Annotated in this window: 21 protein-coding genes; 19 read left to right on the top strand and 2 right to left on the bottom strand. The window is 45.7% G+C overall.

From position 1 onward, the window contains the following. Positions 1 to 110: 110 nt before the first annotated feature. From gcvT to DEALDRAFT_RS14440, 9 genes are all read left to right on the top strand, one after another. Complete coding sequence (gene gcvT, locus DEALDRAFT_RS14400) at positions 111 to 1,217, top strand: glycine cleavage system aminomethyltransferase GcvT (protein ID WP_008518782.1); 1,107 nt, start codon at positions 111 to 113, stop codon at positions 1,215 to 1,217. Then, complete coding sequence (gene gcvH / locus DEALDRAFT_RS14405) at positions 1,214 to 1,618, top strand: glycine cleavage system protein GcvH (RefSeq protein WP_008518785.1); 405 nt, start codon at positions 1,214 to 1,216, stop codon at positions 1,616 to 1,618. The genes gcvT and gcvH overlap by 4 nt, the downstream gene beginning before the upstream one ends. Then, the gene (gene gcvPA, locus DEALDRAFT_RS14410; RefSeq protein ID WP_008518787.1) at positions 1,619 to 2,971 is read left to right on the top strand and encodes an aminomethyl-transferring glycine dehydrogenase subunit GcvPA; all 1,353 of its coding nucleotides are present in this window, start codon (positions 1,619 to 1,621) and stop codon (positions 2,969 to 2,971) included. It abuts the gene before it with no gap. Between the two features lie 17 nt (positions 2,972 to 2,988). Next, positions 2,989 to 4,422 (top strand): aminomethyl-transferring glycine dehydrogenase subunit GcvPB, encoded by a 1,434-nt coding sequence (gene gcvPB / locus DEALDRAFT_RS14415; protein WP_040379257.1) that lies wholly within the window; start codon positions 2,989 to 2,991, stop codon positions 4,420 to 4,422. A 308-nt stretch (positions 4,423 to 4,730) separates the two neighbouring features. Continuing rightward, positions 4,731 to 5,288, top strand: a complete 558-nt coding sequence (locus tag DEALDRAFT_RS17150) for a hypothetical protein (protein WP_196776636.1) — start codon at positions 4,731 to 4,733, stop codon at positions 5,286 to 5,288. A 29-nt stretch (positions 5,289 to 5,317) separates the two neighbouring features. Then, positions 5,318 to 6,280, top strand: a complete 963-nt coding sequence (locus DEALDRAFT_RS14425; RefSeq protein WP_276324457.1) for a radical SAM protein — start codon at positions 5,318 to 5,320, stop codon at positions 6,278 to 6,280. Beyond that, positions 6,246 to 7,010 carry a lipoate--protein ligase family protein gene (locus tag DEALDRAFT_RS14430; RefSeq protein ID WP_008518793.1) on the top strand — a complete coding sequence of 255 codons (765 nt, stop codon included), beginning with the start codon at positions 6,246 to 6,248 and terminating at the stop codon, positions 7,008 to 7,010. Before DEALDRAFT_RS14425 ends, DEALDRAFT_RS14430 begins: the two co-directional genes overlap by 35 nt. Continuing rightward, positions 6,992 to 8,389, top strand: a complete 1,398-nt coding sequence (lpdA, locus tag DEALDRAFT_RS14435; RefSeq protein WP_008518795.1) for a dihydrolipoyl dehydrogenase — start codon at positions 6,992 to 6,994, stop codon at positions 8,387 to 8,389. Before DEALDRAFT_RS14430 ends, lpdA begins: the two co-directional genes overlap by 19 nt. A gap of 304 nt (positions 8,390 to 8,693) precedes the next feature. Further along, positions 8,694 to 9,572, top strand: coding sequence for an LCP family protein (locus tag DEALDRAFT_RS14440; protein WP_040379246.1), 879 nt, complete (start codon positions 8,694 to 8,696; stop codon positions 9,570 to 9,572). 65 nt (positions 9,573 to 9,637) lie between these two features. Here the strand turns inward: DEALDRAFT_RS14440 and DEALDRAFT_RS14445 are convergent, their stop codons facing one another. Next, positions 9,638 to 10,090, bottom strand: a complete 453-nt coding sequence (locus tag DEALDRAFT_RS14445; RefSeq protein WP_318026066.1) for a ferritin-like domain-containing protein — start codon at positions 10,088 to 10,090, stop codon at positions 9,638 to 9,640. A gap of 196 nt (positions 10,091 to 10,286) precedes the next feature. Here DEALDRAFT_RS14445 and DEALDRAFT_RS14450 point away from each other — a divergent pair, with 196 nt between their 5' ends. The 10 genes from DEALDRAFT_RS14450 (at position 10,287) to DEALDRAFT_RS14495 (ending at position 22,404) form a co-directional block, all read left to right on the top strand. Beyond that, positions 10,287 to 12,533 carry an alpha/beta hydrolase gene (locus tag DEALDRAFT_RS14450; protein WP_008518803.1) on the top strand — a complete coding sequence of 749 codons (2,247 nt, stop codon included), beginning with the start codon at positions 10,287 to 10,289 and terminating at the stop codon, positions 12,531 to 12,533. A gap of 16 nt (positions 12,534 to 12,549) precedes the next feature. Beyond that, the gene (locus DEALDRAFT_RS14455; protein ID WP_008518805.1) at positions 12,550 to 13,110 is read left to right on the top strand and encodes a DinB family protein; all 561 of its coding nucleotides are present in this window, start codon (positions 12,550 to 12,552) and stop codon (positions 13,108 to 13,110) included. A 252-nt stretch (positions 13,111 to 13,362) separates the two neighbouring features. Beyond that, entirely contained in the window at positions 13,363 to 13,869 is a 507-nt protein-coding gene (locus DEALDRAFT_RS14460) for an OsmC family protein (protein ID WP_008518807.1), read from the top strand. 104 nt (positions 13,870 to 13,973) lie between these two features. Next, the gene (locus DEALDRAFT_RS16290; RefSeq protein WP_395858055.1) at positions 13,974 to 14,558 is read left to right on the top strand and encodes a LysM peptidoglycan-binding domain-containing protein; all 585 of its coding nucleotides are present in this window, start codon (positions 13,974 to 13,976) and stop codon (positions 14,556 to 14,558) included. 200 nt (positions 14,559 to 14,758) lie between these two features. Next, positions 14,759 to 15,916, top strand: a complete 1,158-nt coding sequence (locus DEALDRAFT_RS14470) for a baeRF3 domain-containing protein (RefSeq protein WP_008518811.1) — start codon at positions 14,759 to 14,761, stop codon at positions 15,914 to 15,916. Between the two features lie 118 nt (positions 15,917 to 16,034). Continuing rightward, the gene (locus DEALDRAFT_RS14475; RefSeq protein WP_008518813.1) at positions 16,035 to 17,129 is read left to right on the top strand and encodes a mechanosensitive ion channel family protein; all 1,095 of its coding nucleotides are present in this window, start codon (positions 16,035 to 16,037) and stop codon (positions 17,127 to 17,129) included. A 205-nt stretch (positions 17,130 to 17,334) separates the two neighbouring features. Further along, entirely contained in the window at positions 17,335 to 18,438 is a 1,104-nt protein-coding gene (locus tag DEALDRAFT_RS14480) for a mechanosensitive ion channel family protein (RefSeq protein WP_008518816.1), read from the top strand. Between the two features lie 182 nt (positions 18,439 to 18,620). Further along, positions 18,621 to 19,604 (top strand): TAXI family TRAP transporter solute-binding subunit, encoded by a 984-nt coding sequence (locus DEALDRAFT_RS14485; RefSeq protein WP_008518817.1) that lies wholly within the window; start codon positions 18,621 to 18,623, stop codon positions 19,602 to 19,604. An 11-nt stretch (positions 19,605 to 19,615) separates the two neighbouring features. Then, entirely contained in the window at positions 19,616 to 21,607 is a 1,992-nt protein-coding gene (locus tag DEALDRAFT_RS14490) for a TRAP transporter permease (RefSeq protein ID WP_008518819.1), read from the top strand. Between the two features lie 170 nt (positions 21,608 to 21,777). Beyond that, positions 21,778 to 22,404, top strand: coding sequence for a DUF2179 domain-containing protein (locus DEALDRAFT_RS14495; protein WP_050780840.1), 627 nt, complete (start codon positions 21,778 to 21,780; stop codon positions 22,402 to 22,404). A gap of 25 nt (positions 22,405 to 22,429) precedes the next feature. Here the strand turns inward: DEALDRAFT_RS14495 and DEALDRAFT_RS14500 are convergent. Continuing rightward, a partial coding sequence (locus tag DEALDRAFT_RS14500) for a citrate/2-methylcitrate synthase (RefSeq protein WP_008518822.1) occupies positions 22,430 to 22,738 on the bottom strand: 309 nt, incomplete at its 5' end.

The following is a 22,738-nucleotide window of genomic DNA, read 5'->3' on the forward strand; positions in this document are numbered from 1 at the left end:
TTCAATGACTGCAATAAGAAATATAAAGACTTCCAAGATATGGAGTATCCTTCATCCCACGATTAAAACCGTGGGCTTTCGGCTAAGCTTCTGTAAAGGAGGTGAATTGTGTGAGTGAACCTAAAAAAACCCCTCTGTATGACCTTCATGTAGAGCTAAAAGCTAAGGTTGTTGACTTTAATGGTTGGCTTCTCCCGGTCCAATACCATGGGATAATTGCTGAAGTTCATGCTACCAGAGAAAAGGCAGGACTTTTTGATGTATCTCATATGGGGGAAATTATGGTAGAAGGTAAAAATGCAGAAGAATTTCTGCAGAGAGTCTTGACTAATGACGTTTCAAAGCTAAAGGATAACAAAATAATTTATAGTCCCGTATGTTATCCTCACGGAGGTACCGTAGATGACATATTAGTCTATCGCTACAATAAAGAAAAATATCTCCTGGTTGTAAATGCCGGGAATACATCAAAAGATTTCGAGTGGTTTCAAGATAACCTGACAGAGGGAGTGAGTTTAAAAAACATCTCCCCTGAAATAGCTCAGCTAGCCCTACAAGGGCCAAACAGCCAAAAAATACTCCAGGAAATAACTAAAACTCAGTTAGACAATATAATGTATTATGGTTTTGTTTCTAAGAGTGAAGTAGCCGGCATTAACTGTATTATTTCTCGCACCGGGTATACTGGTGAAGATGGTTTTGAGTTATATTGTCCTGTCGAAGATGCTACTTACCTTTGGAGAGCTTTGTTTGACGCCAGTGAAAAAACTCAGGGAGATTTGGTGCCGGTAGGATTGGGAGCCCGAGATGTCCTACGCTTTGAAGCGGCCCTACCTCTTTACGGTCATGAGCTATCAAAAGACATCACCCCCTTAGAAGCTGGGCTTAACAGATTTGTCTCTTTTGACAAGGAGGTTGGCTTCATAGGCAAAGAGGCACTACTCAAGCAAAAGGAAGAAGGCATAAAAAGAAAAGTTATGGGGCTGGAAATGCTGGAGCGCGGAATCCCCCGGGAGGGTTATAAAATAAAAAAAGGAGAGGAGGAAATAGGCTGGGTAAGCAGCGGGTCTTTGTCTCCCACCTTAGATAAGTATTTAGGGATGGCCTTCTTGGATGTTGACAAAGCTAAAGTAGGAGACGAGGTTCTAGTAGCTATTCGTAAACGAGAATACAGAGCCCGGGTAGTAAAACTACCATTTTATAGGAGGGATAAATGATGAATTGGGAATTTCGTGAAGGTTTAAAGTACAGTAAGGATCATGAATGGGTGCGGGTAGATGAAGGTAACTTGGTGATTGTGGGCATAACTGATTATGCCCAGCATAAATTAGGCGATGTTGTCTTCGTAGAGCTTCCGGAGGTTGATGATGAAGTAAAAGCTGGAGAAAGTATGGGAGTTATCGAATCGGTAAAGGCGGTAGCCGATGTCTTTTCTGCTATTGACGGTGTTGTTACTGAAGTAAACGAAGACCTCCTTGACCAGCCGGAGCTTCTTAACCAGGAGCCCTTTGAAGGTGGTTGGATTGCTAAAATAGAGCTGAGCAATGAAGGGCAGCTTAATGAGTTATTGGATATGGAGGGATATAAAGAGTTTATCCGCCAGGAGGAGGAAGGATAAATGAAAGGTGCCAACTTTCTTTCATTAACTGTAGAAGAGCGCCGGGAGATGCTTGAATATATAGGCGTAGATTCTGTTGAAGAACTCTTTAATGATATTCCAAAAGATCTTAAGCTGCAAAAAGAACTAGACTTGCCTCCTGCTCTCTCCGAAGAGGAAGCTTTAAAATACTTAAGAAATATGGCTGGCAAAAACAAAAACCTCCAGGACTGCGTTTCTTTCCTGGGGGGAGGAGTTTATGATCATTTCATCCCCAGTATAGTAAAACATGTGACGGGGCGCAGTGAATTTTATACAGCCTATACTCCTTATCAGGCGGAAATAAGCCAAGGGGTTTTACAGGCAATTTTTGAATATCAGACAATGATTTGTCAGCTAACCGGAATGGAAGCTGCAAATGCCTCCATGTATGATGGAGCTACAGCTCTGGCTGAAGGGGCAGTAATGGCCTGTGCTGCCACCCGGAGAAACAAAGTGTTGGTTTCTCAATCTGTGAACCCCTTTTATCGTAAAGTTTTAGAGGGTTATTTCTCTACCCGGGGCCTGTTACTGGAAGAGGTGCCGATAAAAGAAGGTCAAACAGCGATTGAAAAATTAGAGAAAGCAGTAACTAAGGATATCGCTGCTTTAGTAGTGCAGACCCCTAACTTTTTTGGCTTGCTGGAAGCAGGCTTAGATAAGGCTGCAGAGATACTACACAAAAATAAAGCCCTATTAGTAACAGCGGTAGACCCTCTTTCTCTACCTCTGGTGCAAGCTCCGGCAGAGTATGGAGCGGATATAGTTGTGGGTGAAGGCCAGGGGCTAGGTAACACCCCATCCTTTGGAGGCCCTCTCCTTGGCTTCTTTGCTACCCGAGAGAAACTAATACGGCGGATGCCGGGACGTGTTGTGGGAGAAACGGTAGACAATGAAGGGAAAAGAGGCTTTGTCTTAACTCTGCAGACCAGAGAACAGCACATACGCCGGGAAAGAGCTACTTCAAACATTTGCTCAAACCAGGCCTTAAATGCCCTGGCTGCCACCGTTTATATGGCGGCTATGGGGCCCAAGGGGATGCGGGAAGTGTCGGAGCAATGCTTAAAGAAATCTGCTTACGCCAGAGACAAAATAACTTCCCTTGCCGGGTATGACTTAGCTTTTGATGGGACCTACTTTAAAGAGTTTGCAGTAAAAATGCCTAAAGACGCAGACGAGATAAACTCTCATTTATTAAAGCAAGATATATTAGGGGGAGTAGATTTAGCTCCTTACTATCCTAATTTAAAAAATCATATGCTTCTTTGTGTAACTGAAAAAAGAACTAAAGAAGAAATCGACGCATTAACGGCGGGATTGGAGGGGTTAAAGTGAAAAAGCTTCTTTTTGAAATGGGCCGTCCGGGAAGGAAAGGATATTCACTGCCACAACTAGATGTTCCTGATCGCTCTGTTGATGAACTGCTTCCGGCAAAGATGCAGCGAAAAGCACCCCTTGATATGCCGGAACTTTCAGAAGGAGAAGTTATAAGGCACTATACAGAACTTTCAACTCGCAACCACGGAGTTGACTCCGGATTCTATCCCTTAGGATCGTGCACTATGAAGTATAATCCAAAGGTAAATGAGGAAGTTGCCGGAATGCCGGGTTTTGCTTTAGTTCATCCTCTGCAGGATCAATCTACCATACAGGGAGCTTTAGAGCTTTTATATAAAACAGAAAAAGAATTAAAAGAGGTCACGGGAATGGACAGATTAACTTTTCAGCCTGTGGCCGGAGCTCATGGTGAATTAACGGGCCTGATGGTGATTCAGGCTTACCATAGAGCAAAAGGAGAAGAGAGAACTAAAGTATTGGTGCCGGATTCCGCTCATGGCACAAATCCTGCCACAGCTACCATGGCTGGTTATGATGTAGTTCAGATTCCCTCAAATGAACAAGGCTTAGTAGATGTAAAAGCATTAAAAGAGGCTTTAGATGAAAAGGTAGCAGCTCTGATGCTAACAAACCCAAACACTTTAGGTCTTTTTGAGGAAGAAATCTTAGAAATCTCTAAAGCTGTTCATGAAGTTGGTGGACTCCTATATTATGACGGTGCAAATTTAAACGCTATCATGGGTTACGCCCGCCCTGGAGATATGGGTTTTGATGTAGTTCACTTAAATTTACACAAAACCTTTGCTACTCCTCATGGTTCCGGCGGCCCGGGGAGCGGTCCTATTGGGGTGAAAGAAAAACTGACACCTTTTCTTCCGGTACCCTTAGTTGAAAAAGACGGAGCGGATTACTATCTAAACTATGAGCTACCTCAAAGCATTGGTAAAGTTCATGGCTTTTATGGGAACTTTGGTGTAGTAGTAAAAGCATATACTTACTTAAGAATGATGGGAAAAGAAGGGCTTAAGCAGGCAAGTGCCGATGCTGTATTAAATGCTAACTACCTTATGGAGCGTCTTAAGAAAACCTATTACTTGCCCTATGATAGGGTTTGTAAACACGAGTTTGTTTTATCGGCTCGGGAGCAAAAGAAGAAAGGGGCCGGGGCCGGGGATATTGCTAAAGCCTTATTAGATTATGGCTACCATCCCCCCACAGTTTACTTCCCTCTTATAGTAGAAGATGCTCTCATGGTAGAGCCAACAGAGACAGAAGGAAAAGAAACTCTGGATGGCTTTGCCTCAACCATGGAAGAAATAGCAGAAGCTATCAATAAAGACCCTGAAAAAATAAAAAGTGCTCCGCATACCACTGTGGTGGGAAGATTAAATGAAGTAAAGGCCGCTCGAGAACCCAGGCTACGCTGGAAAAGAGATGATTTAAAATGACCACAGCTTCTTTGGCGGGCCTCCTGGAGGAAGCCTTTGAGGTCCGCCAAGCTAATTTTTCTAAAGAAATTGAATTTGTCTATCCCCAGAATACGCTCCCTTTAAGGTCTACAGGAGAAAACTGTTTATTAAACTGTTCTCACTGTGGCGGGCATTACCTTAAAGGCATGAAACCCTTAGAAGAAGCCTGGCAAAAAGAGGGGGAGGGTAAAAAAAGCTTTCTGTTAAGCGGTAGTTGTGATAAAGAGGGACAGGTACCTCACTTAAAAAGGTGGGAAGAAATAAAGCTTCTTTCTTCAAGGGGCTCTTTGAATTTTCACTCGGGATTAGTCGGCGAAAAAGAGGCAGAAAAGATTGGCAGTTTAGCATCTGTTGTTTCCTTTGATTTTATAGTAGATCAAGAAACCATAGATAATGTTTACGGCTTAGGGGTATCTCCGCAAAGATATATTTCGTCATACAGGTACTTGAAAAAATATGTTAAAGTGGTACCGCACCTTTGTATCGGCCTTAATAAGGGTGAAATAAAAGGGGAATATAAGGCCTTGGAGACTTTAAAGGAAGAAGGGGCCGAGGCATTAAGCTTTATAGTTTTTCGCCCCACGAAAAACACAGACTTTGCTAAGTTTCCTCCCCCACCTTTAGAAGAAGTTGCTAAACTTATTGCAAAAGCTCGTACAATGTTTCCAACCAGTCCCATTTATTTAGGCTGTATGCGTCCGGGAGGACGCTATCGGGGAGAACTGGATACCTTAGCCCTAAGAGCAGGAGTAAATAAAATTGTCCATCCCAGCCCTCCTGCCAGAAAAATGGCTGAAGAACTGGGGCTGGTAGTAAGACGGGGAGAGGAGTGCTGTTCGTTATGATACGGATTTCAGCAGGAACAGCTGCTTGTATGAAATTAAAAAAAATTAAGACTGATGTTCACCCTACCACTGCTTACCTGCTTTTAGGGGAGGGGTGTGTAATGAACTGCTCCTTTTGCCCGCAAAGCCGTACCAGCTCCGGAGGGGCTAGTCGTTTGGGTAGAGTAACCTGGCCTTCTTTTACCAGGGAAGACTTGAAGGAAGGCCTAAAGGAGGCAGAAGGCAACAATATAAAGAGAGTTTGCCTTCAAGGGGTTAGGCAAGGGGATAAACAGGAATCTCTTTTGAGAACTATCAAGGAGATTAAAAATAATTCATCCCTGCCTCTTTGTATCTCTGCCTGGATTAAAAAACCCCAAGAGGCAGAAGAGCTTTTTGCTGCCGGGGCCGACAGGTTAAGTATTGCCCTGGATGTGGTTAACCCTGATGCCTATAAAGATATAAAAGGAGGTTCATATAAAGAGCGCCTCCAACTTCTTCTTAACTGTGCCCGCAGGTGGCCGGGAAAAATCAGTACTCACATTATTATTGGTGTGGGCGAGACAGAGGAAGAAACAGTAGCTATTTTTGATAAACTGATAAAAGAAAATGTTACTATAGCTCTTTTTGCCTTTACCCCCATAAAGGGAACTCCTTTGGGCAGTTCTGCACCACCGAAGATAGAAAGGTATCGTCGCATGCAGGCAGCTCTCTATTTATTAAAAAATAAAGTTATTGATTATGCAGCCATGAATTTTAAGAAAGGCGTTTTAACGGGTTATGGAGTGCCCATAAGTGATTTACGAGAATATTTAAAGGGCGGCTCAGCCTTTTTGACCAGCGGTTGCCCTGATTGTAACCGCCCCTTTTACAATGAAAGCCCCGGCAGTGTTTTATATAATTATCCCCGGCCTTTAACATTAGAGGAAGAGGAAGCTGCCGTCGATTGTGTGCTTGCCGGCTTAGAGGAAGGGGGAAATGAAGTTGCAGGAAACCTGGCGTTTAATTCATGATTCACCACTACCAGGGAAAATTAACATGAAAAGAGATTTAGACCTTTTAAAAGAAGTTTGTGAAGGTCGATCAAAGCCTGTCCTCCGTTTTTATAGCTGGTCACCTCCGGCTTTATCTTTAGGTTTTTTTCAAAAAGCAGAAGAGATAGTAGATATAGAAGCCTGCCGACAACTGGGGATAGATATAGTGAGGCGACCTACAGGGGGTCGGGCGTTACTTCACCACAGAGAGCTGACATACAGTGTGATTGTTCCTGAAGGGCATCCCCTTATTCCTAAAAGTGTCTTAGAATCATATAAGCTATTAAGCCAGGGTATTATTAGCGGTCTTGGTGCTCTGGGCATAAAAGCAGATTTAGCCCCTAGCCAGGGTAGAGGTAAGGGACTGGCCCCCGGGGCCTGCTTTGATAGTCCCTCTGCTTATGAAATTCAAATCTTAGGTAAAAAAGTAGTAGGCAGTGCTCAGGTACGGCGGCGGGGAGGACTGCTGCAGCATGGTTCAATATTACAAGAGCTTCCCGTTGACCTGTACCGGCAGATTTTAAAGCCCTGTGGGGACGCTTTCTCTTTAGACTCTTTAGAGAAAAAAGCTGCCGGGTTAAAAGATCTTGGCTTTAAAATAGCAGATGATGAGTTAGCCTGTGAAATTAAAAAAGGTTTCTCTGAAATATTCCATGTAAAATTCATTGCAGGAAAGGAGGAAGCAAAAGAATGGAGCACTATCAACTAGCAGTAATAGGGGGCGGGCCGGGAGGGTATACTGCTGCTCTGCGGGGATCTGCTTTAGGTCTAAAAACAATTTTAGTGGAGCGAGATGCTTTAGGGGGTACATGCCTTAACTACGGATGTATTCCTACTAAGGTATTAACAAACAGTGCCGGACTATTTAAAAAAATCAAGGGAGCAGAGGACTTTGGTATAGAAACCCAGGGCCTGTCCTTTTCATTTTCTAAAATTCAAGAAAGAAAAAAGTATGTTATAGATAAGTTAGTGCAAGGGGTAGATGGCCTTCTTAAAGGAGCTAAAGTAGATGTTTTTTCCGGAGAAGGACGCCTTGTCACGCCAACTAAGCTTGAACTTAAAAGAGACTCTGGAGAAGTTATAGAAGTATCTGTAGAAAAGGTTATCCTGGCAACAGGCAGTCAAGAGGTTAAGCTTCCCTTAGAAGGCATGGATCTTCCCGGCGTGCTAACCTCTAAAGAGGCCCTTAGCCTGGAGGAAGTGCCTAAAAATTTAACCATCATTGGCGGTGGTGTAATCGGCATGGAAATGGCCTCTGTTTTTGCCTCTTTTGGCTCCTCCGTTACAGTTGTAGAGCTTCTGCCCCGTATTCTGCCAACAGTAGATGCGGAAATGTCCAGGCGTTTGACTCCTCTGCTGCGAAAGCAGGGAATAAATATAATGACAAAAACAAAGCTTGAAGGAATTAAAGAACGTGACGGCGGCCTTGCCGTGAAAGTTACTACCCGGAAAGGGGAAGAAAGACTTTCTGCCGATACGGTCTTGATTTCTGTGGGACGCAGACCTGACTTCGGTGGACAGGATTTAGACTCTTTAGGAATAGAATACGATAAAACAGGGATTAAAGTGAATGAAAATATGGAGACAACTGTCCCCGGTATATATGCCGTAGGAGATGTGGCATCGTCGGGTCACCTTTTAGCCCATGTAGCTACCCATCAAGGGGTGATAGCCGCAGAAAATGTTGCCGGAGCTAATGAAGTTTATAAAGAGGAAGCCGTACCTGCCTGCATATTTACCTCCCCGGAGCTGGCTTCTGTAGGCTTAACAGAAGAGGAAGCAAAGGAGAAGGGCTACAAATTAAAAATAGGGAAGTTTCCCTTTACAGCCAATGGCAAAGCCTTTATTCAAGGGGAGTCAGAAGGAAGCGTTAAAATAATTGCCGATGAAGAATTGGGAACTATTCTGGGAGTACATATATTAGGGCCCCATGCCTCAGATCTTATCCAGGAAGGTACTGTGGCAGTAGCAAACAAAGTAACAGCACATAACCTGGCCGATATTATTCACCCTCACCCTACTTTATGTGAGGCTACCTGGGAGGCAGCCATGTCTATCAGCAAAAGCCCAATTCACATCCGCAAATGAGACCAGGCCCGCGTAGCAGGGGTAGTATACATTTTAAAGAAACTACAGTATTTATTAGGTGCTGTAGTTTCTTATTTTGCCGACCTAGTTATGATTAATGAGTAAACTTGGGTCTGTTGACACTTTTTTGCACTAACGTAGCCAGCGAATAAGCAGTTTTCTCAGCGTTAATGCTATTAAATATAAACCAATATATTTGAAAGGAAATTAGATGCGTAGGAAAAAGTCCTTTTATAAAGTTGCGATGGTGACTGTAGTAATTTTGTCCTTGGTGTTTCTAGGAGCTTATGGATATTTCGGTCAAATGAACCAACCTGAAAAAGAACAAAGAATTGAGCGCAATGACCCCTTGACCGGCTATTGGTCAAAAATAGGGGACGGCGGAATTGTGGCGGAGATACCCCTTTCAGAAAGACAAGATAACAGGGTTCCCCCGATAGAGGAAGAGCCTGCACCTGTTGAGGAAGAAACACCTGAAGAAGTTAACAGAAAGAATACGCAAGAATCAGCAGTGGTGCCGCAAAATAACAAAAAGCTAAATAATACCAATGTTATTTTCATTTGGACCGACGGGCAAAACTTAAAAGCTGTGAACGTGATGTCTATAAATGAAGAAAGCAAAAAGGGAGTAGTTGTAGCAGTGCCCCTTTTTGCAAAAATAGAACAAAATAGTTATTTAAGAATAGAGGAGGGGAGGGCTTATACTACAGTAGGCCAGGTCTTTTATGTGAAGGGAAAGGCCGGCTTTATCAGCCTTATTGAAGAAAGAATGGGCATAGAAATTGACAGTTATGTCTTAATTGACCAATCCTCTTTTGAAAAAATCAGTGACATCATGGGAGATATAGATATTCAGGGGGAAATGGTTTCTATAGCTGATGCCTTTGAACAGACCAGAACGGGAGAGAGAACCGATGAGCAGCCGGTAGTTGACGCTGTGGTAAAAGCAGTTATATGCCCCAGCACTTTGGTAAAAATACCTCAAGTGATTTGGGTTCTGACCCGGGAGGTTGATACAAACCTGGGAAGAGAACAAATCATGGCCATTTATCGTCAGACCAGAAATACAGCAAACATACAAAAAAGGGCACTACCCGGTAAAGAGTATATAACCGACGGTGAAAAGCTTAGGAATGTACCGGAGTATGCCTGGAAAAATATATTCTGGAATCTTACCAATTAGCGGCATCCCTTAATAATAGCTACTGCAGCGTTTTTGGACGCTGCAGTTTTTATATATGCCCACAGTTAATGTATGGGCGTTGACGTGTTGTTGTCCAAGTGGTTCATAAGTTCTTTTAGAATAGATAGGTGCATAGTGTCTTCGTGTAGAATATCAGTTAGCAGGTTCTTGCTATTTTGGTCAAGATCCCCTTTGACAATTTCTTCAGCTTTTTCAATTCCTCGTTTCTGCCCCACATAAGCATCTTTGATGATGGAAGCAAGATCTTTTTTGTGCAGGCTTTTCAGGGTAAGCATAAATTCAGCCATCATGGGAGGGTCGTTAGCAGGACGACCGCCGAGATTTTGTATCTGTTCCGCAATTTTGACTGCATGAAGCTTGTGGTCCTGTTGAATTTTTTGCAACGTTTTCTTTATGGTGCTGTCCTCAACCTGTTCCATAAAATGTTCATAAGACTGAATGGCCATGTGTTCTCCCATCAGCAGTGTGTTTAATTCCGTGATAGACTCGATGGTTATATCCTCCTTAGTAGTGTTTGGGAAAAAATTGCTCTAGGGCTCTGTAAGTAGTATTTGTATAGCAGCCCTTTTCAAAACGGATTTATAGTGCAGATTGCAAAATGATGTTTGATAAATGTTCAGAACCTTGGTTTACAATTAGTTTAGAACAAAATGAACAAGATGCTAAATTTGCTTGGGGCAAAGGAGTGGTTTGGTGAACCAGGAAGAGAGTAATTTACAAACTAATAGAAAACTTTTGAATTTCGGTGCCGTTAAGCGGTTGTTTAGTCTGGGGCGGGGGGCCTGGCGCGGCGCGTCGTTTGCTGTGGTGCTGGTTACTCTTGTGGTCTGGTTTGCAATAATTTTCAGCAGTCCCCCGGCCAGCATGCAAAACTGGATCGTAACTATGGGGTTTGCGCTGGTGGCGGCGGCATTATCGCTGCTTTTGGGACAGCTGATAGTTTCTGTTCTTAATAAGTTTCAAAAAGTACCGGAGTTATATCGCTGGGTTCTGGTGGGTTCAGTGTTTTTGCTATTTAATTTGCTGATGCCGGGATTTCGTCAGCTATTTAATGTTTTAATTATAATAATTTATGTATTGATTGTCTCTTCTTTGCTGGGAGCCGGGATTGGCGGTTTGAAGAGCGCCGGTGAAAAGACCGGACAGCGCAGAGTTGTTTTAACGGCGCTGCTGTTGGGCAGTATTGGGGTCGTTGTTGCTGTTTTCTGGGCGTTTTGGCCCGGCTCTCCCCATGAGGTGGCTTGGTCCGGCTTTGCAGAAAGTGGAGTCAGGCCTTTGGCTGTGGAAAATCCGGCAGAGGAGGGCCCGTACTCTGTACGAACTCTGACTTACGGCAGTGGAGTGGATCAGCGTCGCTCTGAATATGGTGCAGATGTGGATATTCAGACTGATTCTGTAGATGTTTCTCCCATGGTAAAAGGGGGTGGGGGAATTACCGGTTGGTTGCGCCAGAATTACTGGGGCTTTGATCTCTCTAATGTCCCTTTAAATGCCCGGGTTTGGTACCCGGAGGGGGAAGGTCCTTTCCCCTTAGTTTTGGTGGTACACGGTAACCACAGCATGGATGCTTTTTCCGATCCGGGTTATGATTATCTGGGTGAGCTTTTGGCCAGTCGCGGCTATATCGTTTCCTCTGTGGACCAGAACTTTTTAAATGGAGTAGGTATGCTTGAAGCAGTTCTGGGAGGGCTGGTAGAAGAAAATGATGCCAGAGGTTACCTTCTGTTGCAGCACCTGGGGTTATGGCATGAGTGGAATGAATCCCAAAACCATTACTTTAGCGGGAAGGTGGCTACGGAAAAAATTGCTCTGATTGGTCACTCCCGTGGTGGTGAAGCCGCCGCCATCGCCGCTGCTTTTAATGATTTGCCTGTTCATCCAGACAACGCTGCAATATCCTTTGATTTTGGTTTTGATATTGGCGCTGTCATCGCCATTGCGCCATCTGATGGCCAGTACCGCCCCCGCCGCATGGGTACTCCTTTAGAAGACATTAACTATCTTGTTATGCAGGGCTCTGTGGACAGTGATGTGCGGTCTTTTGCAGGATCAAGGCAGTATGACCGGGTTAGGTTTTCCCCGGATTACCAGGGGTTTAAAGCGGCAGTTTATCTTCATAATGCCAACCACGGTCAGTTTAATACCCGCTGGGGTAAGATAGATTTCTCTGCCGGGCGCTGGTTTTTAAATCTTTCACAGATTATGTCAGCGGCTGAGCAGGAAACGGCGGCCAAAGTATTTATCAGTGCTTTCCTGGAAGCTTCATTACACGGTGAGCAGGAGTATGAGCGGCTTTTTGAAAATCCCCTGTCCGGGAAGAATTGGCTGCCAAAGACGGTTTATCTTTCACAGTATCAAAGTTCAGACACCATAGCTCTGGCATCTTTTGACGAAGGTCTTAATCTTGAGAGTGCCACGCTTCCGGGTGCGAAGCTTAGCGGTGCTAACCTGACCATTTGGCGGGAGGAGCCCCCGGCTCTGGGCACGGATCAGCGCCGGGATACGGTCAGTGTCCGTCTGGGCTGGGATCAGGATCTGAAAGGGATCGGTTCATATAGTATGGAGCTGCCTGCGGGCTTTACTCTGGATGAAAGGGGAATGTTGACTTTTGCTCTGGCCAACATTTCCCAGAATAATTCTGTAGACCTCACTGTCACGCTAACGGATAAGGCTGGCCAGGAAGCCTCACTACCCCTTAGCCATTTGGTCTCTCTGCCGCCTGCACTTCCTTACCGGATGTATAAGTTTCCGCTGCAGGTGGCCTTTGAGGCAGAGCCGGTATTTACCACCTATGCTTTTGAGTTAGAGGACTTTTGGGCAGAAAACGATAAGCTTAATTTGTCCGGACTAAAAACAATCGATTTCATCTTCGACATAACTCCAGCAGGGGATATCTATTTGGATGACTTGGGCATTCGGCCTGGTTATGCTACTGAATAGTTGGTGAGGGATAATTATGGGAAACATTACTGATCAGTACCTGGCTATCTTAGAGCAGCAACGGGAAGAGATGTTTCAAACATTAGAAAAGGTAGATGAGAACTTAATCTGGCAGAGGCCAAAGCCGGGGAAGTGGTCAATTGGCGAGCAGATAGATCATTTGCGGGCCATTACCAAGTTTATGCGGCGCTTTATTGCTGTTTTGTGGCCTCTGCTTTTTTTGATGGGCTGGATTCGAAGAAATAAGAGCTATGATGCAGAAATGGATGACGTTTATGAGCGGCCCGGCTTTCCAATGAATGTTGGGTGGTTATGGCCGCCGAAATACAAGCCTGAAAACCCTGTTTCTGTTGCTGTTCTAAAGCAAGCTTTGGGGGAAGAGCATGATAATGTTAAATCGTTTTACAGGAATAAACCGGAGCATATCCTGGGTAACGCTTTGGTATACGATCCGGCCATTGGTTGGCTAAACATGCTGCAGGTTTTAAGAGTAGGGATCCATCATGATGCTCATCATTACAAAGTCATCAAGGGTATCTTAGAAAGTTTGGAAAAGCCAGAAAGTGAGGGAAGCTAACCTTACGAGAGGTTCATTAGCACTAACTGCGATGTGGTAATCTTGAGCTAGAAAGTCATACCCGGCAAGAAAGAGGGATTGTCATGACGTCTGATATGATTAAGGTGAGGTATAAAGGGCAGGTTACCATACCTCAGTATCTTGGGCATGATTAAAAAATATTATGAATTTTCAGAATAATTGCAGGAGCCAAGTGCAGGGTGGAGAAGTAGTTTACATAGCTAAGTTCCACTAAGATAGGAGGGAATATTTATGAAAAGCGAGGAACTGCGCAATCTTCAGGCTCCGCTTAAGGAAAAGTACCGGGAAGATTCAGGGGCGGCAATGGTTACCTTGCGTGCCGTGGGGGCTTTGGGTCAGGGGGTAACCTGTCGTGTTGATACGGGCCAGGGGCTGGTGGAGGCGGGACTGCATCCTGCCACCGGAGGGACCGGCCTGGCGGCCTGCTCCGGAGATATGCTGCTGGAGGCTTTAGTGGCCTGTGCCGGAGTAACGCTGCAGGCGGTGGCAACTGCGCTGGAAATAGAATTGAAGGATGCAACCATTACCGCGGAAGGAGATCTTGACTTTAGGGGGACTCTGGGAGTTTCCAAAGAGGTTCCGGTAGGGTTTAAAAATATTCGCCTTAATTTTGACTTGGATACCGATGCCACAGAGGAGCAGATTGCTACACTGATTCGTCTGACAGACCGTTATTGTGTGATTAAGCAAACCTTGGTTAATTCCCCTGAGATGGACATACTGCATACTGTTAAGTAGAAAATAACGGGAGAGCTTGAGGCTCTCCCGTTTAATTTATGTGCTAAATGATAACCGAATTGCAGCGATTGCATATATTGTAGTAGCGACAAAGCTGCAAGGAGGTGATATCTTTGAGTGATGAAAAAAATACACGCGCCATGCATCCCGTTTCACCGGCGCAGGTGCCGCGTCCGCCAAAGAAATGTGACGGCCAGTTTTATACTGTGCGACCCACAGATACGCTCTTTAGTATTGCCCGTAAGTTCAGCGTAACGGTTGAAGCTATTCTTGCCGCCAACCCCCAGATTGTTAATCCCAATATCATTTTTGTAGGCCAGGTAATCTGCATCCCCGAAGTTCTTCCAGAGCCCAACGACGTTGCGGAACTGCGGGTGCTTACTCTGAGGATTTTATCCGAAGACAGGGAGCCCCTGCCTGTAGTGGACGGAGCTGTGCAGCTAAATGCCCGGGTTATTGTCCGGGCCACATTTAGCCGTCCTGTTTTTCGTGCTTTCTTTTTTTTAGAGCCCACGGGCACTGAAACCTGCGAGTTAGCCAGACTGATTGGCATAGACTGTCCCGGTGAAAAGGTTGCCGAGATTCTGTGGCAGGTGCCCGCAGGCACTTTGGGAAGAGTTTTTGTTGTGGGCTGCATTAACAGCCGTTGTGCAAAGTCTGAGGAAATTTTGGTTGTAAGAAACGGATAAAGTACCACGGACAATGGTCCGTGGTACATATCGGCTGCCTTCTCAATTCCGGTTAGCGGGCACCTAATGGGTGTCCGTTTCTTCATGATTTATTAATTCAAATTGGGTGTGAACACCGTAAAATTTAGAATAAGAGAGTGTCGGAGTTGCCTAGTGGGACAAGGGTGAGTGCGAAACTAGTCAGAAGTGAGGTGTTTTCTTTGGACATACTGACCAGAGATGAAATGGAAGCATTATCCCAACACAGAGGGCAGGGGCCTGCCATCTCTATATATGTGCCTACGCATATTTTTGGCGAAGATATTAAGCAGGGCCCCATTATGTTGAAGTCTTTAATCAGCGAGGCAGAAGAGCAGTTGATTGCCAGGGGGGTTCGTCCGCACCAGAGAAAGAAGTTACTGGAGTTGCCCTCCAGATTGGTTGAGGACAGTCTCTTTTGGAGTTACCAGAGTGAAGGGCTGGCTTTCTTCCTCTCCCAGGATATTTCCCGTTATTACAGGCTGCCTGTGCGGTTTCAAAAGATGGCGATGGTGACGGACAGCTTTTATATTAAGCCGGTCTTACCTCTATACACCAAGGATGGTCAATTCAGCATTCTGGCAATTAGTCAGAAAAATGCGCGCCTGCTCATGTGTACCAGGGATTTTGTAGAAGAAGTTGACCTGGGCAAAGAAGTGGCGGAGTTTGAAAAAGATATTGAATTGCAATTTCCCGAGACAAATATACAGTTTCACACCGGATCCCCTCGCCAGGGTGGGGGACGTTCAGCTGTGTTCTTCAGCCACGGTGGGGAGATTGATAAGGTGCTGCATGAAAAGCTGTTGCGTTATTTCCGTTTAATTGACCGCAGGTTGCAGGACATACTGAGTCGGGATGACATTCCGTTGGTTTTGGCCTGTGTAGACCATCTGGTTCCCCTGTACCGGGAAGCCGGTAAATACCCGCAGCTTATGGACGAAGCCATAAAAGGGAATCCGGAAAACAGCAGTGCAAAGGAGCTGCATAAGAAGGCGTGGGCCATTGTGGAGCCCTATTTTAAAAGCAGGCAGGAGGAAGCCAGGGCGCGGTACGCAGAGCAGAAGGGAACAGGCAAGGTAACCGCCGATATTAAAGAAATTGTCCCTGCTTCTTATCACGGCAGAGTGGATACTCTTTTTGTAGCTTTAGGCAAGAAAGAGTGGGGCAGGTTTGATCCGGAGAAAAATGAGATTGAGTTGGCAGAAGAGCCTGCCAACGGCAGCAGAGAACTGCTGGATTTTGCAGCGGTGCAAACCTTTATGAAAAACGGAACGGTCTACGCTGTGGACCCTGCCGAGATGCCGGATTCGGAACCGGTAGCAGCGGTTCTGCGTTACTAGAATATGTTGCCGGCAGAAAAAGGGCCCTTTGCAGGGCCTTTTTTTGTGTGCAGGGGAGGAAATCATGACGCCTTTCGTTAACACTATATTGCGGGAATAAATTATTTGGAGGCGCTTAATGTTGGAGGAGTTTATTGACAATGTGGTGGGTTGGTTTCAGATTTATGAAACCAGCGGAATATGGGGCGAAATTGTTACTGCCGGTATTATTTTTATTGTTTTTTTATTGGCCCGGGGCCTGTTTACCCAGGTTGTTTTCAGGACAATTTTGAGGCTTACCCGTAGAACTAAGACGGAAATGGACACAAAGGTACTTCTTGCTTTTCAGGGACCTCTGAAAACTTTGTTTCTTGTTGTGGGCCTGTATCTGTCCTTGCTTGCCCTGCCTTTGGCAGACCGGCATTATCTGATGTTGTATCCTATTTACCGATCCCTGTTCATTTATTTTGTGGCCTGGGGTTTCTACAACCTGACCGACAGTGAAAACTTTCGGGAAATCTGTGATAAGTACTGCGTGGATCAGATTCTGGTTGATTTTTTCACCAAGGTGCTCCGGGTGCTGGTGGTTATTTTAGCTTCAGTAATGATTGTACAGGCTTGGGGCTTTAACGTGGAAGGGTTTTTGGCCGGCATCGGCCTGGGTGGTCTGGCCTTTGCTCTGGCGGCCCAGGATACTGCCGCCAATGTATTTGGTGGCATAATGATTATTATGGACAAGCCGTTTTCTGTGGGTGACTGGATTGAGACCTCCAGCGTGGAGGGTACTGTGGAAGAGATGACTTTTAGGAGCACCAAGGTAAGAACTTTTGCTCATGCTCTTGTTTCAGTCCCCAATTCGGTGATAGCCAACCAGGCGCTGACCAACTGGACCCGGATGGGCAAACGGCGTATCACCTATCATCTGGGTGTTACCTATACCACGCCGCGTGAAAAGCTGAAAAGCTGTGTGGAAAGGATAAGGGAGATGCTGGAAAATCATCCCGAGTTGCATAAGGATACAATCTTTGTCCGCTTTGATAAATTTAGCGACAGCAGCCTGGACATCTTTCTTTACTTTTTTACCAGCACAACCAACTGGGCAGAGTTCCTCAGGGTTAAAGAGGATGTAAACTTTAAGATTATGGAGATTTTGGAGGAAGAACAGGTGTCGGTGGCATTTCCCAGCCGCAGTATATATTTTGAAAATCAGCTTAGTACCCAGACGGAGGCATAACCCAATAACGCCTGCTGCAGTTTTTGCAGCAGGCGTTGTTTATACCGGAAAATATACCCTTGGCAATTTGGGACCTGCTAAGGAAACCGGTGTCGAACCACGCGCGCAGGAGGTGAATAAGCGTGCCTTTCTTATGAAAACTTTGTGCTAAGATGTTACCTCGGACAATATGTATTATAAAAATCATGTCTGAGGAGAGAAACGTGTGGAAGAGAGGATGATGGAAGAGTTTAGCGCTACCGTAGACAGGTGGTCCTTGCTTTATGAATGGACCGGACCCTGGCGGGAATATATTACCGCTGCATTGGTGTTTCTCTTTTTTCTGGCTTTGCGCGGGTTTATTACCCGCTTCATTTTCAGTGCAATTTTGAAACTGGCCAATAAAAGCAAATTGGTAATTGACGGCAAGATTATCCTGGCTTTTCAGGATCCCCTAAAAGCTCTCATCCTTGTTATCGGTATTTACCTGTCTTTGCTGGCCCTGCCTCTGGCCGAACGTCATTATCTGATGTTATACCCAATTTATCGGACCCTGTTTATTTATTTTCTGGCTTGGGGCCTTTATAATCTGATCGACGGCAAAAATTACTGGTCCATCAGTGAAAAGTACCATATTGACCGGATTTTAATTGACTTTTTTACCAAAGTTCTCAGGGTCCTGATAGTAGTTTTGGCTGCGGTGATGATTGTGCAGACCTGGGACTATAATGTGGAAGGTTTTTTGGCCGGTCTGGGCCTGGGGGGCCTGGCCTTTGCCCTGGCGGCGCAGGATACGGTCTCCAATATTTTTGGTGGCATTATGATTATTATGGATAAGCCTTTTTCCGAAGGGGACTGGATAGAAACCTCCAGCGTGGAGGGCACCGTGGAGGAGATGACGTTTAGGAGTACCAAGGTACGAACCTTTGCCCATGCCCTTGTTTCAGTGCCCAATTCCATGATTGCCAATGAAGCGCTGACCAATTGGACCCGGATGGGTAAGCGGCGCATCACCTACCATTTGGGCGTCACATATACCACCCCTGCTGAAAAGTTAAAGAATTGTGTGGAGCAAATCAGAGTAATGCTTGAGAATCATCCTGATGTACATCAGGGCACAATCTTTGTGCGCTTTGATAAATTTAGTGACAGCAGCCTGGACATCTTCCTGTACTTTTTTACCAACACAACGGTATGGGGCGAATATCTTGGAGTAAAAGAAGATGTGAACTTTAAAATCATGGATATTTTAGAAGCGGAAGGGGTGTCTATTGCCTTTCCCAGTCAAAGTATATATTTTGAAAATACCCTTAGTACTGAAACAGAATGAAAAACCGCCTGCGCGTGCAGCGGTTTTTTCTCTGCTTTGTAAAAAAGAGCGGTTTGGCAATGTTACATTTTCATTAAAAAGCGCCCTGATACGGCGCTAGAGGGCTAAAATTGTTGACTGACTTTCTCAATTCCCATAGACTTTACATATAAAGTTTGTGCTTGAGCATTGGGGGGTCTGCAATGAGTGAGGAAAAAAACGTAGACAATGGCAATAAAAAACATTCAACTAAGCTGATATCCCTGGTAGTTGCTATTGTGTTGGTGGGCATTGTCCTGGGCTACAATCTGCTGCGGGACCAGAGGCCGCAGTTAATGGTTATTGCCACAGGAAGCCCGGGGGGAGCCTATTATCCGTTGGGGGGCGCAATGGGTGAGGTTATTAGCAGAAACCTGGAAGGTGTGCGCCTAGATGCGGAATCAACAAATGCGTCTGTGGAAAATATCCGGCTGGTTGGTAACGGTGAATCTGATTTGGGAATGACCACCGAAAATGCCGCCTATAAAGGGGTTCGGGGAGAATATCCTTATGACCGTGAATATCCGGTGCAGGCACTCTTTCAGATGTATTCTGCTCCGTTGCATATTATTGCCGCAGGTGACAGTGGTATTGAGACCATGGAGGATATGGCCGGTAAGCGTGTATCCATCGATGCGCCGGGCAGCGGGACAGAAGATATGGCCCGGACCGTGCTTGAGGAATTGGGATTATGGGATGAAGTGAATGTGGTGAATTACGGGCAGCAGGATGCGGCCGCCGCTTTGCGCGACGGTAACATCGATGCGGTTTTCTGGAATATTGCAGCTCCCGCCGGTGTGGTGCTGGAGGTGGGTGCTACACAGACCCTGCGCTTTATTCCTCTTACCGACAATGAAATGGAAACCGTTATGGCAGAGCATCCTTACTTTGAGCAGGATATCATTCCGGCCAACACTTATAACGACCAGGATGAGGATGTTGCAGTTCTTTCGGTGAGCAATACCATTATTGTTCATGAAGACATGGATGAAGAGTTGGCTTATGAAATAACCAGAACTATTTTTGAAAATCTGGACAGGCTCATTGAGGTTCACAGTATTGCGCAAAACATCTCCCACGAGACGGCTCTGGAGACGCATATTGATGTGCATTCCGGTGCTGAGCGTTATTTTGCAGAGAGTGAGTGAGGGGGAGAATAATGGCTGAAAATGATAAAAAGAATCCCAAGAAGGTCTTAAATGAACTGGAAAAACGCCGCGAATTAAAGGGCTGGATCTCTAAAGTGGCCGGCGCCGTTGCCATTCTTGCAGCCCTTTTTCATCTCTATACCGCCGGCGGAGGACAGTTGTTTGCGCTTTCACAAAGAGCTATCCATCTGGCTTTTATTGGCTTTTTAGGATTTTTATATTACCCGTTTGTGCCAAAGCAAGATGACAGGGTGCCTGTATATGATATGATTCTAAGCCTGGCTGTGGTGGGGTTGGCTGCTTATGTACTTTTGAGCATTGACCAACTTGGCTACCGGGCCGGGGAACCCATTGTCACCGACTGGGTTTTTGGTATATTCATGACTTTACTGGTGCTGGAACTAACTCGCAGGGTGGTGGGTAATGCCCTGACGCTGATTGCGGCGGTGTTTTTGCTGTATGCATACCTGGGTCCCTATATGCCCGGGGTACTTATTCATAAGGGGTACTCGCTGGAGCGGATTTTTTCTTACCTGTACCTTTCGCTGGATGGGATTTTCGGCATTCCACTGGGCGTTTCCGCCGATTTCATCTTCCTATTTATTTTGCTGGGTACATTTCTGGACAAGTCGGGAGCGGGACAATATTTCATTGATATGGCTTATGCTCTTACCGGCTGGAGTAAAGGGGGCCCGGCCAAAGCGTCAATTCTGGCCAGCGGCCTGTTGGGCAGTATTACCGGAAGTTCTGTGGCAAATGCGGTAACAACCGGCACATTCACTGTGCCTTTGATGAAAAAGGTCAAATACAGTGGCGACTTTGCCGCCGGGGTGGTGGCCGCAGCGTCCACAGGCGGACAGCTGATGCCCCCCATTATGGGAGCAGCTGCCTTCATTATGGCAGAATTTTTAGGGGTGGCGTTTATTGAAATTGCCCGTGCTGCCCTGGTTCCCGCAGTGATGTATTTTCTCTCCCTTATATTGATGACCCACTTTCGGGCCGGGCGGTTGGGCTTAAAACCCATTCCCAAAGACGAAGTGCCGGATTTCTGGCCCACCTTTAAAAGCGGGGTGCATTTATTGCTCCCGCTGGTGGCACTGGTGGTTCTGCTTGTTCAGGGTGCTTCCCCGCAAAGGTCTGTTTTTACCGCCATTGTGCTGATGGTACCGGTAATTTTGTTGGAGAGACTATATATCAGTTTTATTAAGGAAGAAAAGAGATCGGCAAGTGACGTTAAAGAAACGCTGCTAGGCGTGGGCGGCAAAGTAATCGATTCTTTCAAGGAAGGAACGGTCAAAGCTATTCAGGTTGCTGTGGCCTGCGCGTGTGCCGGTATCATAGTCGGTACTGTTACCATGACCGGTCTGGGCCTGAAACTGGCCGGCTACATTGAACTCTATGCGGCAGGTGTTCTGCTTTATGGTTTACTTTTAACTATGATAGCTTCTCTGGTTTTAGGTATTGGCCTCCCCACCACGGCCAAGTATATTGTGTTGGCTACGCTGGTGGCCCCGGCGTTGGAAAGAATGGATGTGGGCTCCATTATTGGCGCCCATCTCTTTATCCTTTACTTTGCCACCGATGCTGATATCACGCCGCCGGTTTCCCTTACCGCTTATGCCACAGCTGGACTGGCCGGGGCAGAGCCTCTAAAAGCAAGTATTGAGGCTTTTAAGCTGGGACTTTCAGCGTATTTGATTCCATTTATGTTTATCTATGATCCGGCGCTTATTCTGGAAGGCGATCCCTTGTTTATTACTGTGGCACTGGCCACGGCGGTTGTGGGCATCATAGCCTTTTCCGCTTCTATTCAGGGTTTTTTCCTGGACAACCTGAATATCCTGGAACGACTCTTTTTTGCCGCGGGAGCGCTTAGCCTTATCTATCCCGGTCTGTTGACAGATGGCGTCGGTGTAGCAATCCTTGGTGTGATTTTTGGCTTTCACTGGATAAAATTCAAAAAGAGTGGAGAGAAAGAACAATCAGCCGAAGCCTCGGCATGAATTAAAAACCGCTTCGGCTATTAGCCGGAGCGGTTTTACTAAAAATAAGAAAAATATTGCCAGCTGTACAAGTACCTGCTATTATCTAGGTTAATTGGATTTACCGGAGCGGGTAAGTATTTTTCCAGTGCTGTCCGGTAAAAATTGTACAGAGGTGAAAAATATTGCCCATGGTATTAATTATTCTGGTCATCAATATAGTCTATATTTCGTTGCTGACCGTGCGAACCATGTTTTTGCTAAAGGGAAAACGTTATCACGCTTCATTAATCAGTGCGGCGGAAGCATTTGTATTCGTTTTGGGCATTGGCCTGGTTATTGAAAACCTGGGTGAAATCCAGAACCTGATTGCTTATGCCGCCGGCTTTGCCATTGGAATTCTGGTGGGAACCCGCATCGAAGAATATCTGGCCCTGGGTTACGTGACGGTGAAAGTAATCAGCAAGCACACCGATTACCCCTTTGCCCAGATGTTAAGGGATAAAGGATTTGGAATTACTTCCTGGCTGGGAGAAGGCAGGGATGGTAAAAGATTGGTGATGGAAATACTCACTTCCCGTAAAAATCAGCGGGATTTGTACAATCATATTGTGGCCTACGATCCCGAGGCGTTTGTGATATCCCACGAGCCACAGCATTTTCGGGGCGGTTTTTGGGTCAAGAAGCTGCGCAATTATTACCAATTGCAGGGCGAGGAGCAGCTACCCCCAGCAGAGGAGATTTTGCCCGGTATGGACCCGCAGGCAGTGGAAGAGATTCAACAGGCCGAGGACATTAATCTGGATAAATATGAATAAGAGGCTCGCAAGAGCCTCTTATCAGTTATCTGTTTTTGATGGGGATATAGGTTTTGTCAAACTCTCCGGTATAGATAGCCCGGGGACGGAAAATACGGTTGTTTTGCAGGTACTCAATGGTTCTGGCTGTCCATCCTGCCACTCTGCTTACGGCAAAAATAGGAGTAAACAGGTAAGGCGGAATCCCCAGAGCACTATAGACTAGGCCGGAATAAAAGTCTACATTGGGAAAGATTTTTTTACCGTCTCCCAAACGGGAAATCATAACCTGCTCCAGCTTGGCAGCAACTTTATACAATTCCATATGTTCAGGGTGTTCTTGGGCAAGTTGTTT

Source organism: Dethiobacter alkaliphilus AHT 1 (genome assembly GCF_000174415.1).
Classification (GTDB): Bacteria; Bacillota; Dethiobacteria; order Dethiobacterales; family Dethiobacteraceae; genus Dethiobacter; species Dethiobacter alkaliphilus.

Coding starts and splice junctions, on each gene's coding strand:
- gcvH (WP_008518785.1), top strand. CDS start 1,214: ATGATGAATTGGGAATTTCGTGAAGGTTTAAAGTACAGTAAGGATCAT.
- lpdA (WP_008518795.1), top strand. CDS start 6,992: ATGGAGCACTATCAACTAGCAGTAATAGGGGGCGGGCCGGGAGGGTAT.
- DEALDRAFT_RS14430 (WP_008518793.1), top strand. CDS start 6,246: ATGAAGTTGCAGGAAACCTGGCGTTTAATTCATGATTCACCACTACCA.
- DEALDRAFT_RS14455 (WP_008518805.1), top strand. CDS start 12,550: ATGGGAAACATTACTGATCAGTACCTGGCTATCTTAGAGCAGCAACGG.
- DEALDRAFT_RS14460 (WP_008518807.1), top strand. CDS start 13,363: ATGAAAAGCGAGGAACTGCGCAATCTTCAGGCTCCGCTTAAGGAAAAG.
- DEALDRAFT_RS14425 (WP_276324457.1), top strand. CDS start 5,318: ATGAAATTAAAAAAAATTAAGACTGATGTTCACCCTACCACTGCTTAC.
- DEALDRAFT_RS14440 (WP_040379246.1), top strand. CDS start 8,694: ATGAACCAACCTGAAAAAGAACAAAGAATTGAGCGCAATGACCCCTTG.
- DEALDRAFT_RS14495 (WP_050780840.1), top strand. CDS start 21,778: ATGGTATTAATTATTCTGGTCATCAATATAGTCTATATTTCGTTGCTG.
- gcvPA (WP_008518787.1), top strand. CDS start 1,619: ATGAAAGGTGCCAACTTTCTTTCATTAACTGTAGAAGAGCGCCGGGAG.
- DEALDRAFT_RS14490 (WP_008518819.1), top strand. CDS start 19,616: ATGGCTGAAAATGATAAAAAGAATCCCAAGAAGGTCTTAAATGAACTG.
- DEALDRAFT_RS14485 (WP_008518817.1), top strand. CDS start 18,621: ATGAGTGAGGAAAAAAACGTAGACAATGGCAATAAAAAACATTCAACT.
- DEALDRAFT_RS14475 (WP_008518813.1), top strand. CDS start 16,035: ATGTTGGAGGAGTTTATTGACAATGTGGTGGGTTGGTTTCAGATTTAT.
- gcvPB (WP_040379257.1), top strand. CDS start 2,989: ATGGGCCGTCCGGGAAGGAAAGGATATTCACTGCCACAACTAGATGTT.